This is a genomic window from Vibrio antiquarius, assembly GCF_000024825.1.
Classification (GTDB): Bacteria; Pseudomonadota; Gammaproteobacteria; order Enterobacterales; family Vibrionaceae; genus Vibrio; species Vibrio diabolicus.
In genome coordinates this window covers 2,915,148-2,928,763 of record NC_013456.1, presented here as the reverse complement: position 1 = coordinate 2,928,763, position 13,616 = coordinate 2,915,148, and the positions used below count along the sequence as shown (strand labels likewise).

Below are 13,616 nucleotides of genomic sequence, written 5' to 3'. Positions count from 1 at the left end.
TTTGGGGATAGTCCCGAGAATAGAAAAAAGCGCCTTCAAATGGCGCTTTTTTATTGTCTGAGAGCTTTATGGTTTGAAACCATCATCAGACACTATTCCGCTTTATTTGGTCCTGTAAAGCGAATGTCCTGTAAGTTAAAGCCGAGTTCAATGTCGCACTTTAAAGCCGCGACGCGTTTACATAAGCGTGCAGACTCAATGTGCTCGTCTAATTTTTTACGGTATTTCGGTGCGAGGTCTTCACTGGCGTAGGCTGCTTCAATATTCTCAAACTGAGTAAGAATCTCTTTCGCCGCTTTCGGTCCAATGCCCGGAACCCCTGGCACTTGGCTAGAGCTGATCCCCGTTAACCCCCAATAATCGGCCAGTTGGCTCGGTTTTACGCCGAACTCTTTTTCGATAAACGGTTCATCTAACCAACGATGTTGGAAGTAATCACGGATCTGTAGGGTAGGAGAAAGCAGCTGACAGTAGCCTTTATCCGTAGAAACGATGGTGACTTTTTCACCATGACTGGCCACTTTAGTCGCGAGAGTAGCAACCAAGTCGTCCGCTTCATCGCCTTCAGAAAGCAATGAATCAATACCTTGTTCCCACCATGCTTGCTGAATCGCATCTAGACCTTGCATCAGTGGTTCCGGCATTGGTTTTCGATTTTGCTTATAGTCTGGAAGAATCTCAGCTCGCCACCCTCTGTCTTGTTCATGGTGATCGAAAACCGCAATGATGTGTGTCGGGTTGGCTTCTGACAGAATGCGAGTGAGGGTTCTTTGTGTCGTGGTGATGGTTCTTGCTATGTCGGTTGGATCCGGTTGTGCAGAGTGCACTCGGCGGATCAGGTTTAGGGCATCAATAATAACAAGATGAATAGACATAATGACTTAGCAATAAAAAAGGGGCGTAATGCCCCTAGTGTAACGAATGCTGGCCTGACTATCGACCACCAATTTCTGGGTGAGCGATGCGATAACACGGTTCGTAGTCTGAACCGCTAGGTAATTTCATTCGGTGTTGTTCGACAAAGTCTTGTAGTAACTTATCGAGCTTTTTCATTAGCACAGGATCACCGTGAATGGTGAAAGGGCCTCGACGTTCGATTTCTCGAATTCCTTCGGCTTTCACGTTACCAGCCACGATACCGGAGAAGGCTTGACGCAGGTTGGCCGCTAAGACTTGAGGTTCTTGATCTAAGCTTAAATCCAATTGCTCCATCGACTCATGAGTTGGATCGAATGGTAACTGGAAGTTAGGCTCGATTTTTAATGACCAGTTAAAGCTATAAGCATCGCCTTTTTCTTTTCGGTGAAGGCGTACAGAGTCCATGGAGCGCTTCATGATACGTGCCACTTCTGCCGGATCGTCAATGACGATCTCGTAATGCTTTTGACCTTCTTCGCCAAGTGTATCGCGAACAAACTCGTCGATAGAGCGGAAGTACTCTTCACTCTCTTTTGGTCCTGTTAACACGATAGGCATTGGCTGATCGGCGTTGTCTGGGTGCATCATAATGCCAAGAATATACAGCAACTCTTCTGCAGTGCCCGGACCACCAGGGAAAATCACAATGCCATGCGCCATACGTACAAAGGCTTCCAAACGCTTTTCGATGTCTGGCATGATAACCAGCTCATTCACGATTGGGTTTGGTGGCTCGGCTGCAATAATCGAAGGCTCGGTTAAACCAAGATAACGTTGTTGAGTATAACGCTGCTTCGCATGTCCGATAGCGGCACCTTTCATTGGCCCTTCCATCGCACCAGGGCCACAACCCGTGCAGATATTAAGTTCACGCAAGCCAAGCTCGTTACCGACTTCACGTGTGTATTGATATTCCACGCCATTGATAGAGTGACCACCCCAACACACGACGAGGTTTGGCTCGATACCTGGTGTGAGTGCTCTGGCATTACGCAGAATACCGAACACGAGGTTAGTGATGTGAATTGGGTTCGTCAGGTTGAGTCGTTGTGCGTCTGCTAAATGCATATTGACATAAACAATATCGCGTAACACGGAGAACAGATGCTCTTGAATACCTTTAATTATCTCGCCATCGACAAAGGCGTGCTCAGGTGGGTTAGTCAGCTCAAGCTTAATACCACGCTCGCGGCGCACTACGTTGACATCAAACGACTGGTGTTTATCGAGCAGCTCTTTCGAGTTATCGGTATGACTGCCGGAGTTCAACACCGCTAACGTGCAGTTGCGGTACAGTTGATAAAGTTCACTCGAGGCCGTGTTTTTTAAGCGCTCTACTTCTAATTGAGATAGCAAGTCCATGCTACCAGCGGGGCTTATATGGGTAATCATAACGCCTCCTTGTGTTGCATTATTTTGAGGGAAAGTACCAACTCACCTTTTTGGGTTATACGTATGGTTTGATGAAAGGCAGTTGGCCGATTTGGTTTTATGGTTATTGACTCCCAAGCAACCTCAAGATGGTACATTCGCGTTCTGTAAATGCATCATCTTGAAGTGACTTGGGTTTTTACAGCTTAGCAGACTGAAAGGGAAGAAATGTGATAACTCGTTGAAAATGGGTGGTTATAAAGCGTAAATTGCGCCAATCCTGGTTTGTTTGTTCGATTTTTGTACGAAATCTAGCTCCAGTTAAGCTGATTTGTTCCACGTTTTTTAGCGTCCGCAAGCATCTTGCCGAGTCGATCGAGTACATACTCTGGCGTATCGGACTCTTTAAAAGATGTCGACACAGCCGCTAGGGTGATCATGATATTTTGCTCACGGAACTTAAATGGTAATTGGCTAATATCACGCTGGATATGTTTAATGAGATCCAGTGTGTATTCTTCAGATTGTTCTGGAACGAGTAAAATAAACTCTTCGCCACCAAAGCGAGCTACCGTCTCAGTTTCTGATACGCGTTTATTAATGGTGCGAGCGATGATCTTCAACGCTTTATCACCAGCCGTATAGCCATAGCTGTCATTCACCGCTTTGAAGTTATCAACGTCAAACAACACTACACGCAGATTCTGTTGAGAGCGAATCCAACGCCGATACTCTAGCTCTAGTCGATCATTAAATGCGGTGCGGTTATAGACTTTAGTCAGAGGGTCTAGCAACATGCGCTGAGCTTGGTCATCTAAGCGTCGACGATGATCTTGGGTGGTTTCAAACACGGCTTCGAGCTGGTTCTTACTGTAATTCAAACGCTCTTGCAGCGCTTGTTCTCGTTCTTCCGTCATTTTAAGTCGCTCTGTCAGCGACGCCATTTTCGCAAGTAACGGGGCGACTTCTTTTTTTACATCCGCTAGATCTTGAGCTTGGTCGAGCGATAGTTGACTCAATTCAACCAGACTGTTCATTTCTGTGTTGAGCTCTTGGCGGTGCTCAAAGTAGGTATGATGTTGGTCGACGTTCTGATGAACGGTTTTTAGGTTACTTGCGAGAGAAGTGTTCAGCTGATCAAGGAATTGGCTAGACGCTTCGCGCTCAAACTTGGTTGCTTCGACAACCAATTTCAGCGTTGAGAGCGTAAGCTCAATGAGAGATTCTGCACTCACGCCAAGAAGCAGCTTAGCCCGAATATCGAGCAATCGATCTCCCGTTTCTCCCTCAAAATCCAGCTCGGTGATGGTATGTTGTAGATCGCTGGCTAAGCACTCAAGTTGAGACTTATCAGGATTATTCTCAAACTCACTGAGATGCAAACGCGAGTTGGAAGTGATGATTTTCAGAGCGCGTTCGTAAATGCTCAGTAGCTTAGTGGCTTGATCGGCTTTATTGCTGGCATGAGCTTCTGAGAAACTCATTAAGTTCCGTAGTTCACGTTTTAACTGCGCAGGTAAACCTGTTACACGTTGGAGTGTTTCACCACTGTGTTTGATTTGTTCGTCTAGGTAGCCGTTCTGTTTGTCCATCGTCTTCGACTGCTGTTTGAGCATTCTTTCTAATACCGCTAAACGTGGGATAAGAGTACTGATATCTTTTTGATGTTGCAGCTCTTGTTGGATTTCAAACAGGTAATTGGATACCTGGGTATTCGAACCCTGGCAAGCTGAAGACAATGATGCCACAACGCGTTTAAGAACTTGTTGTTCACGTTTGAATTTGAGTGAAGTATCACGATGTGTCAGTCTGAGTTGGTCAAGTTGACAACTCAGCTGATGAAGCTGCGACTGAATATCGGATTCCAAGATTCCCATGAAGTGACTACGGTTAAGTCCATGTACTACTGACAATTATCCGATAATAACAAAAAACGTTATAGCGTCATTAGTTATTATGTCTAACAGGCGTTTAATTATCCATTTTTTAATATTTTCTTGATGTCGTCCTCATTCTTGTAGGACGAATGGATCTTAATCAGGCCTTGGCTAATGGCATGCTGACAGGCGGTTCTTATGTTACCCGTTGCAAAGCTCGCGGCGGGTGCGTTATCGATGGCTTTCAAGAAAACCCAGTGGCTTTGCTTATCCTTCAAGCTGACTTCTCGCGCAATGTGAGTCGCAAGCAGCAACAGATCGAGTAATTCCTCGTCGTTAATTGCAGTGTAGGCTCGTGGTAAGAACGGATAATCGCTGATACCCATGCGAATAATGCGGTTGACGTTGTGCTGCTGAGCGAACTCATCCACCCAAGTCTGGAATTTCTCGAACATGACTTCGGCAGAAGCATCACGGTCAGCGTTCGGCTCGATATAGAGTAGGTTTGCATCGGAGAAATGGTAAAGACGCGACGGTTTTTCTATTTTTTCCGCAAGGAAGTCACCAAATGCACGTTCTAGTTCTAGACCAGCCTTATAGCCGTTATGGACGTACATGCTTCGTAGGAATGGCAAGTCGATCATGACAAAGCGCAGGCGATCGTTAAGTGGCTCGTGGATCAATTCGCCCATTTGCCATTGCTCGAAAGTTTCGCTCGACTTTTTCAATGAGCGAGACAGCTTCACGTTCAGCATACGCAAGTTACGTAAACGGGAACGAGAGTGAGTGAAGAGATCATTACGCAGTTTTTCGATTTCACTTGCTTGGCGCTGCATGATCACGCCGCGGCGCATAATGAACAAAAACATCACCAACACAGTAATAAACAATGCGAATGAGATTTTCTGGAATTTGCGGTGTTCCCTTTCCACTTGCTCAAGGCGTTCCGATTGGCCGATATAGTGGATGGTTTGTTCAGCAAACTCTTTTTGTTGGCGGAATGCATCCTCACTGATTTGGTTGAGCTGTTTTTGCTCTAAACGCACAAGGTTGGTGTATTTCTTATAAGCCTGCAGAGAAAGTTGGTATTCGCCTGCCTGCTCGTAACCAAGCCCGAGTAAGCGGTAAGACTGCTGCTTAATGAAGTTGTTATTTTCAGGTGACTTTTCAGCAAGTGCTAACGCCAGCTTTGCATTGGTAATGACGTTTTTACTGTCGTTTTGATGATAAGCCAGGCCTGACTGAAGCAACGCTGCCTTTGCTTCAAGCTTAGGAATGTCAGTGTATTCTAAAAGCTCTTTAGAACGGTCTAGGTATTGTTCAGCTAGCGCGTAGTTGTAGAGTTGCAGATAGGTAGCCGCTAAGCTTAAGCGAATCTTAATGATCCGATTAATGTTCTTACTGGTGCTTTCATGGTCCAGCACGTTGAAGTAGTGCACTAAGGCAAGGTTAAACTTGCCTTGGTAAAAATAAATGTCACCCATTTGCTCAAGGACATCCGCTAGGATGGGAGAGCTAGGGTAGGAGTCATAGAAGTCTGCGGCTTGAGATAAGTATTCGATCGCTTTGTCGTAAACTCGACGCTCTTGGAAGAGTCTCGCCAACAGGCGATTAACTTTTGCTAACCTTGCGCCACTGTCACTCTCAATAGATTGCCAATAACCGTAAAGCAGTTCCGACAAAGCCAAATTGTATTTCTTGCTATTCAGATAAAACTCGCCGACGGCTGTGTAATAGTCGATCAAGGCTAAGTCAGATCGGCTGTCTTCAAGCATAGTTTTGGCTTGAGAATACAAACTTTCCGCTTTAATCAGATCGCCACTATGTGAAGCGAGGAGCGCTCTTTGCATCACTAATCGATAGCGAACGCTGTCGGTACGTTGCAATACCGCATCAGCTTCATCGAGTTGCTGCTCAATTTGGTTAAGCGTGTCTTCCGCTTTTGAGTAGTTTTTGTCGTACATCCAAATCATTTGGTTGCGCATCAGCTGGAGATCTAAATCCATGTACGGCAATTGATATTCTTGCGCTAAGCGCTCGGCTTTGTTTAGGTGTTCGATAGCTGAACGAACGTTACCCATGGCGTAGTCTGCCTGAGCGATAATCTTGTGTGCTTCGATGGTGCTGCTTGGTGTGCGAACGCTACGATCGGTCTCGTCACGAGACATCGCAGAAGGGCTGTCACTCTCTTTGCGTTCCGTTAGCTCACGTTGTGACAAGTAGTTGGTTGCCGCTTGTTTTGCTTGTGATGGCTCTATTTCCGCCAATTGTTGTGCTTCGTTGAGTAACGCGGACGATAAAATAGTCGCATGAAGCGGCTGTACAAACAGCAAGCAAAGAAAGCCAATCAACTTGAATAGACGCGAACTGTCCCAAAACATCCTTTCGTTCCCTCGAACTGTTTTTAGATATGGCGGATAACGGTAAAAGACCTCAACAAGCCCCTTAAATGCAGGTTGAAGCCATTTGATATAGTAACATGCTTGGAGAATAAAAACGTCCGGTAACCCTTTAGATTACCGAACTTATTTCTGTCACTAACGCGATTACTGACGAGCCATGCGGTGGTTGTGATCTGGCTTGTCTTGTTCCGTAGAGCGGTACGGGTTGATGTCCAAGCCACCACGGCGCGTGTAGCGGGCGAATACGGTCAGTTTGTTTGGTTGGCAGTATTTCATTAGATCCGTAAAAATACGCTCAACACATTGTTCGTGAAATTCGTTGTGCTCGCGGAAAGATACCAAGTAACGCAGCAGTTTCTCGCGATCTATTTTCGCACCTTGGTAGCGAATTTCTACACTGCCCCAGTCGGGTTGATTGGTGATCAAACAGTTTGACTTCAATAGGTGGCTATGTAGGATTTCTTCCACTTGCTCTTCACCTGCTGCGCCTTCAAGCAAATCGGCATCAAAATCGTAACTGGTGATGTCAATGTCTTGGTCATCAATGCATTCGCCTTCCATTGTCACAATAGGCTGATTGGTGTAGTGAGTAACCGGGTTCACCTCGACCAACACCTTTTCACCGGCACATTCAGATAGGTCTTGCGTTAAACGCTCTTCAACTTCTTCCCAGCTTGAAAAACGGGTTTGGTTGTAGCTGTTTAAGTACAGTTTGAAAGACTTCGACTCAATCAAGTTTGCACTGGTGGCTGGAATGTATACTTCGCCAACGGCCACTTGTGGTAAGCCTTTACTATTTAACCAAGATAGCTCGTACAGCGTCCAAATGTCGTGGCCCATAAAAGGAAGGCTGTCGCCTAACTGAAGGTCATCTCGGTTTAGGCTACGAGGAACTGGTTGCAGCAAGCTTGGGTCGTATTGGTTCGCATACTCGGTCTTTTTACCTAGTGTTAGGCCAGCAAGCTCTTTAGCGTCAGAATATTTGCTCATACTTTGTGGTCGTTTTCGATTAGAATGGCGAGAATTTTACTGAATCCGCTGGTCAATTGCCATCCGGCAAACACGGCTATCTGATAAATAAGGAATGAGGAGACCTTCATGACCCAAAACGTTACTCAGGCGCTACAAGAGTTCAGCCTGCGCTACCAACAAGCTTGGCAAGCTAAATATAATGAGTTGCCAAGCAGTGAAGAGCTTGCAGATCTTGTTTCTCCTTGTGTCGAAGAGAAGCGTGATGGAAAGGTGCTTTGGAAAGCGGTCGCACGTGATGAAATGGCCGATTTCGCCAATGTGGAAAATGCGATTGAGTTGTCACTGCAAGATGATGTTAAAGCCTTTTATGGTTCTCAATACTGCGCCGATATGGAGGCAACTTGGCAAGGTAATTCGTTGACGCTGCTGCAAGTGTGGAGCGATGATGATTTTGTGCGCCTACAAGAAAATATTCTTGGTCATTTGGTGACGCAGCGCCGCTTGAAACTTAAACCAACAGTATTTATCGCAGCGACAGATGAGGAAATGGATGTGATTTCTATTTGTAACCTCACTGGCAATGTGATTCTAGAGCGTTTGGGCACCTCTAAACGTGATGTATTGGCAGATTCATTGGTTGAGTTCTTGAATAAGTTAGAGGCTGCCGTCTAAGTATGTATGTTGTTGAGTTGCAGTTTGAGTGTTTTGATAACACCACCGTCAGCGCGGTAGACAAAGCCATTAATGGCTTGATGGATGCTCTGCGTTACAACGGCCAAGTATTAGGTCGTGAATTCCCGATAGTGATGGGAGAAGGTGAATTTTTCGTTCGTGTTGTTTGCCCAGAACAAGACAGCTTGCATCCACGTTATCACTCAGATTTCGTCAAAGTGTGTATGAACCGTTTGTCGGATGCGTCTTTGCTTGCTCCGAAAATGCGTATGCTGGGGCGTGATTTGAATTCAGAACAAGCAGCCGAAGAAGAGACACCTAGCTGGCAAGTGTTGTACACGACTTATGTTCATACGTGTTCGCCTTTGCGAAGTGGTGAAACCCTGTTGCCGATTCCTTTGTATCGCAATGAGCCGACGCTAAATGGTGACCATAAAGCCGTCATCAAATGGCAGACAGAATGGCAAGCGTGCGATGAAATCCAAATGGCGGGCGGGTGCCGTGCAGAGCATGCGGCGCTGCACGAGATTTGCGATGTGGACAGTGTGTTGTTCCGCCGCGGTTGGGATTTGCGAGGTCGTATCGAATACATCACCAAGGTTCCAACTTACTATTACCAGTATCGCGTGGGCGGTCAGTCGCTGGAGAGCGAGAAAGCGCGCAAGTGCCCCAAATGCGGTGGAGAGTGGCTACTCGATGAGCCATTACATGACATATTTTACTTTAAATGCGATGAGTGCCGAATCGTGTCGAACATCTCTTGGGACCACCTTAAGTAACTAATTGAGGTTACTTAAATGGTTAGATAGAGAAATAAAAAGGGCTGATGTTTTCACATCAGCCCTTTTTATGTTCAGACTATTATTTTCAGTACGGTTTAGAAAAGTGGGATTACCAACCTTTCACTACGCCGCCTTTGAACAGCTCTTTTGCCGCTTCGTAAACTTCTTCCGTTTGGTAAGCTTTTACGAAGTTTTGTACGTTTTGCGCATTAACATTTTCTTCGCGAGCAACAATTAGGTTTACGTATGGTGAGTCTTTATCTTCAACGAACACGCCGTCACGCTCTGGCGATAGGTCGATAGAGCTTGCGTAAGTGGTGTTGATGATAGATAGCGTTACGTCATCCAATGAACGTGGAAGTTGTGGCGCTTCTAACTCAATGATTTCGATATTTTTAGGGTTGCCTACGATGTCACGTACTGTAGCGAGTAGACCAACGCCATCACGTAGCGTAATCAAACCTTGTTGCTCAAGAAGCAGTAGTGAGCGACCTAGGTTCGTTGGATCGTTTGGAACTGCGATGCGTGCGCCATCTTGGATTTCATCGATTGACTTCACTTGCTTAGAGTAACCAGCAATAGGGTAAACGAATGAGTTACCCGCGATAGCCAGTTTGTAGCCGCGGTCTTTCACTTGTTGATCTAGGTATGGTTTATGTTGGAACGCATTCGCGTCTACTGAACCATCATCCAGAGCGGCATTTGGCGTTACGTAATCGGTAAATGTTACTAACTCAACGTCTAGGTTGTACTTTTCTTTTGCTACTTTAGCTGCCACTTCGGCAACTTGTGCTTCAGCACCAGCAATAACGCCAACTTTTACTTTATTTACGTCTACTTCTTTGTCGCCACAACCCGCTAGAACAAGAGCAGAAGCGGCTGTTGCTACAGTCAAAAGACCTTTAAGGCTAAATTTCATCTTTATCTCCTTATAATTTGTATTTTCAATGCTTATCTGTGGTCTACACGGCGCACCACTGCGTCACCGATAGACTGAATAATCTGTACTAGAACAATCAACATCACGACAGTCACGGCCATGATAGTTACATCGTAGCGGTGGAAACCGTAACGGATGGCTACGTCGCCGAGGCCGCCGCCGCCTACCGTTCCCGCCATGGCCGAGTAGCTAACGAGAGTGACTAAGGTGATCGTTACTGAGTTAACAATAGTCGGCATTGCTTCAGGTAGTAGAACTTTTGTGATGATCTGTGTTGGTGTCGCCCCCATTGATTGCGCCGCTTCCACCAAGCCTGTTGGTACCTCTAACAAAGCACCTTCAATAAGACGTGCAACAAACGGAATGGCACCAATAGTCAGTGGGACGATTGCTGCGGTTGTACCGATAAAGGTTCCAACTAGCATTTTTGTCACTGGAATAATCGCAACCATCAGGACGAGGAATGGCACAGAACGACCAATGTTAACGACAGCGCCTAAGCTGCTATTTAGTTTGGTGTTTTCAAGTAGGCCGCCTTTCTTAGTAATGTGGAGGATTACGCCTAATGGAATACCCACGGCAAAGCCGACTAATCCGGCAACCGCAACCATGTAAAGCGTTTCCCACGTTGCACCTAAAAGTAGTTTGCTGTTTAAACTCAGCCATTCAGAAATCGTATTAAAGGACATAACCAAGTACCTCTACTTTTACGTTGTGCTTACGCAGGTATTCCAGTGCTGCGTTGTCATCTTCTTCATTACCAAATAGCTCTGCGACCATCATGCCGAATTTCACGCCGCCAGCGTAATCGAGATCGGAGCTTAAAATACTCACATCAATATTGTATTTACGAGAGATTTGCGACATTAGCGGAGCATCGACGGTTGCGCCAGTAAACTCTAAACGAACTAATGGGTAGCTGCCTTCAACACGCTCTGTTTGCAGACGTGCTTGGTAATCTTCAGGAATGGATAGATCCAGCGTTGAGCGAATGAATTGGTGCGCCAGCTCCGTTTTAGGGTGCGCGAAAATATCGCCAACGGTGCCTTTCTCCACCAACTCACCACCACCGATGATCGCCACTTCGTGACAGATGCTTTTTACCACTTCCATTTCGTGGGTAATCAGTAGAATCGTGATGTTGAGTTTGCGGTTGATCTCTTTCAATAGCTCAAGGATGGATTGAGTCGTTGCAGGATCCAGTGCGCTAGTGGCTTCGTCACACAGTAGTACGCTTGGATCGGATGCCAATGCGCGAGCAATAGCCACACGTTGTTTTTGACCGCCACTTAGGTTGGACGGATAGCTTTCGTGTTTGTCGGCTAAGCCAACAAGTTTTAGTAACTCAGTGACTTTTGTTGTGATTTGCGATTTGTCTTTGCCTGCCAGTTCCAGTGGTAGCGCCACGTTATCAAACACAGTACGAGACGAAAGCAGATTAAAATGCTGGAAGATCATGCCGATGTTACGGCGCGTTTCGACCAACTGCTTTTTGCTGAGTTTTGTTAAATCAATGCCATCAACGATGATGGAGCCAGATGTTGGTGCTTCTAACATGTTTACGCAGCGGATCAGCGTACTTTTACCAGCACCAGATGAACCGATAACACCGAAGATGGTGCCCTTGGCGATGTGTAGGTTAATGTCTTTCAGGGCAAGGATTTCCTTACTGCCTTGGTAGAACACTTTATTGACGTTTTTTATTTCTATCATGTTTCAACCTGCCCAAAGATACGGGGAACTTCGCTGTCAAAAACGGCCTTTGACAGAACTTAATGTTGAGCTTTATCTCACTTCTCAGTTGATGCTATGGGTTAACCAGAATGAAGTCAATAGATATTTTTACGTCTAGACGTCTAAATGTATGGATGTTCTGTTTTGAAGAGAATGAGGAGTAAGTTACGAGGAGAAGATAAGTGGAGAACCCCCTCAGAATTACCGATTCTTGCCCAACAAATCAACTGTTTTGTCGAGGCCTAGAATGAATTAGATAGTGTTGAAGTTTATAAGGTATGTAATAATCTGATTAAACCGAGTTAATAGAGAAATATGTTTTGGCAAAACCTGCTGTTTTTATCGATCGTGATGGCGTGATAAACGTTGACCACGGCTACGTTCATGACGAACATGATTTTGAGTACATTGATGGTGTGTTTGAAGCGACGAAAGCGCTGAAAGATCAAGGTTACCTCTTAGTGCTAGTGACGAATCAATCGGGCATCGCACGTGGTAAATTCAGTGAAGACCGTTTCTTGTCTCTGACTCAATGGATGGACTGGAACTTTGTTGATCATGGTGTTGAGTTTGATGGTATCTACTACTGTCCACATCACCCTGAACATGGCATTGGGGATTACAAGCAGGATTGTGATTGCCGCAAGCCTAAGCCTGGTATGTTTATCTCTGCTCGCGACTTCTTGAAAATCGACATGGAAAAATCTGTGATGATTGGTGATAAAGCCGAAGACATGATGGCAGCAGAAGCCGCAGGCGTTGGCACCAAGATTTTGGTTCGCACAGGTAAGCCAATCACCGAGCAAGGTGAAGCATTGGCAACGGTTGTGCTTGATAGTGTTGCTGACGTGCCTGCATATCTAAAGAAATAATCTGCACAATTCGCATATTTAAGGGAAGCGTTTGCTTCCCTTTTCTCTTATTACTGTTAAAGTTCAGTCACCTAAGCATTCATCCACTCTAGTTTGATCACTTATGAGCAAAAAACTCACTATTCTTGATATCGCGAAATTGGCAGGCGTTGGCAAATCAACAGTAAGCCGTGTGCTTACCAACGATCCAAAAGTGAAACCTCAAACGCGAGAGAAAGTAGAGCAAATCATTCGTGAATCTGGTTATGTACCGTCCAAATCTGCGCAATCAATGCGTGGCGGTAGCCAAAAAGTCATTGGTGTTATCATCTCCCGTCTAGACTCACCATCCGAAAATCGTGCTGTTGGTACAATGCTCAATGCATTGTATTCCGCTGGTTATGATGCGGTGATCATGGAGAGTCAGTTTGACCGAGACAAAACCAATGAGCACTTGAGTGTGCTTAAGCGTCGCAATGTGGATGGCGTGATTGTATTTGGGTTTACTGGATGCGATGAGCAAGCCTTAGCCGAGTGGGGCAATCGCATTGTGGTGATTGCGATGGATACCGATAACGTCTCTTCCATCAATTATGATAACCAAGGCGTGATAGACATGGCTTTGTCTCACCTTGAGCAGCAATCTTTATCTCGCATTGCTTATATTGGTGTTGATCCCGAAGATAAAACCACAGGCTTGGCTCGTTTAAATGCTTACAAAGCTTGGTGTCAGCGCAAGCAACTTACGCCTTGCTTCCAAACCGGTAAGCTTAGCCATGAAAGTGCTTATCAGTTGGTGGACCACGTTCTGAAAGCAGACACGCAAGCTATTGTGTGTGCCAGCGATACCATTGCATTGGGCGTAATCAAGCGTCTTCAAGAGTTAGGTCGTGAAGACGTGGTCGTGACAGGCGTGGGTGGTAACGAGTTGCTTTCTTTCCTTTTCCCTAAAGTATTTAGTGTCGATCCTGGTTATACCCTTGCGGGTGAAAAGTCCGCTAAAATGCTGATTAATCAATTAAATGGCGATGAAGAAGTCGTTCACTTCACTCAACAACCTATTTGCCGCTAATCCACACTACAACGATTTGCTCTAA

12 protein-coding genes are annotated in these 13,616 nt (G+C 45.6%); 4 read left to right on the top strand and 8 right to left on the bottom strand.

Annotated features, from left to right (window positions below; all coding sequences use genetic code 11):
* Positions 1–92: 92 nt before the first annotated feature.
* The 5 genes from xni to queF form a co-directional block, all read right to left on the bottom strand.
* A complete protein-coding gene (xni, locus tag VEA_RS13595) occupies positions 93–875 on the bottom strand; it encodes a flap endonuclease Xni (protein WP_005391374.1) in 783 nt (260 codons plus the stop codon).
* A 58-nt stretch (positions 876–933) separates the two neighbouring features.
* A complete protein-coding gene (gene ppnN, locus VEA_RS13590) occupies positions 934–2,310 on the bottom strand; it encodes a nucleotide 5'-monophosphate nucleosidase PpnN (protein ID WP_006743206.1) in 1,377 nt (458 codons plus the stop codon).
* A gap of 290 nt (positions 2,311–2,600) precedes the next feature.
* Positions 2,601–4,166 (bottom strand): GGDEF domain-containing protein, encoded by a 1,566-nt coding sequence (locus tag VEA_RS13585; RefSeq protein ID WP_006743207.1) that lies wholly within the window; start codon positions 4,164–4,166, stop codon positions 2,601–2,603.
* A 98-nt stretch (positions 4,167–4,264) separates the two neighbouring features.
* The gene (locus VEA_RS13580) at positions 4,265–6,547 is read right to left on the bottom strand and encodes a tetratricopeptide repeat protein (protein ID WP_005391368.1); all 2,283 of its coding nucleotides are present in this window, start codon (positions 6,545–6,547) and stop codon (positions 4,265–4,267) included.
* 165 nt (positions 6,548–6,712) lie between these two features.
* Complete coding sequence (queF, locus tag VEA_RS13575; RefSeq protein ID WP_006743208.1) at positions 6,713–7,558, bottom strand: NADPH-dependent 7-cyano-7-deazaguanine reductase QueF; 846 nt, start codon at positions 7,556–7,558, stop codon at positions 6,713–6,715.
* 108 nt (positions 7,559–7,666) lie between these two features.
* Between queF and syd the strand changes: the two genes are divergently transcribed.
* Positions 7,667–8,212 (top strand): SecY-interacting protein, encoded by a 546-nt coding sequence (syd, locus tag VEA_RS13570; protein WP_012842071.1) that lies wholly within the window; start codon positions 7,667–7,669, stop codon positions 8,210–8,212.
* Between the two features lie 2 nt (positions 8,213–8,214).
* The gene (locus VEA_RS13565) at positions 8,215–8,991 is read left to right on the top strand and encodes a Zn-ribbon-containing protein (protein ID WP_006743209.1); all 777 of its coding nucleotides are present in this window, start codon (positions 8,215–8,217) and stop codon (positions 8,989–8,991) included.
* 112 nt (positions 8,992–9,103) lie between these two features.
* Here VEA_RS13565 and VEA_RS13560 read toward each other — a convergent pair whose 3' ends face one another.
* Genes VEA_RS13560 through metN form a run of 3 tightly spaced genes read right to left on the bottom strand, consistent with a single transcriptional unit; the run spans position 9,104 to position 11,647 of the window.
* A complete protein-coding gene (locus VEA_RS13560; RefSeq protein ID WP_005391357.1) occupies positions 9,104–9,913 on the bottom strand; it encodes a MetQ/NlpA family lipoprotein in 810 nt (269 codons plus the stop codon).
* A gap of 32 nt (positions 9,914–9,945) precedes the next feature.
* The gene (locus VEA_RS13555; RefSeq protein WP_005391355.1) at positions 9,946–10,623 is read right to left on the bottom strand and encodes a methionine ABC transporter permease; all 678 of its coding nucleotides are present in this window, start codon (positions 10,621–10,623) and stop codon (positions 9,946–9,948) included.
* Positions 10,613–11,647: a methionine ABC transporter ATP-binding protein MetN gene (gene metN, locus VEA_RS13550; RefSeq protein WP_006743210.1), complete on the bottom strand. Its 1,035-nt coding sequence runs from the start codon at positions 11,645–11,647 to the stop codon at positions 10,613–10,615. The genes VEA_RS13555 and metN overlap by 11 nt, the downstream gene beginning before the upstream one ends.
* A 341-nt stretch (positions 11,648–11,988) precedes the next feature.
* On the opposite strand from metN, the gene gmhB reads away from it, so the two are divergent.
* Together gmhB and treR are read left to right on the top strand one after the other, a co-directional pair.
* The gene (gmhB, locus tag VEA_RS13545) at positions 11,989–12,540 is read left to right on the top strand and encodes a D-glycero-beta-D-manno-heptose 1,7-bisphosphate 7-phosphatase (RefSeq protein ID WP_005391350.1); all 552 of its coding nucleotides are present in this window, start codon (positions 11,989–11,991) and stop codon (positions 12,538–12,540) included.
* A gap of 103 nt (positions 12,541–12,643) precedes the next feature.
* Positions 12,644–13,591 carry a trehalose operon repressor TreR gene (treR, locus tag VEA_RS13540; RefSeq protein WP_006743211.1) on the top strand — a complete coding sequence of 316 codons (948 nt, stop codon included), beginning with the start codon at positions 12,644–12,646 and terminating at the stop codon, positions 13,589–13,591.
* Positions 13,592–13,616: the final 25 nt, after the last annotated feature.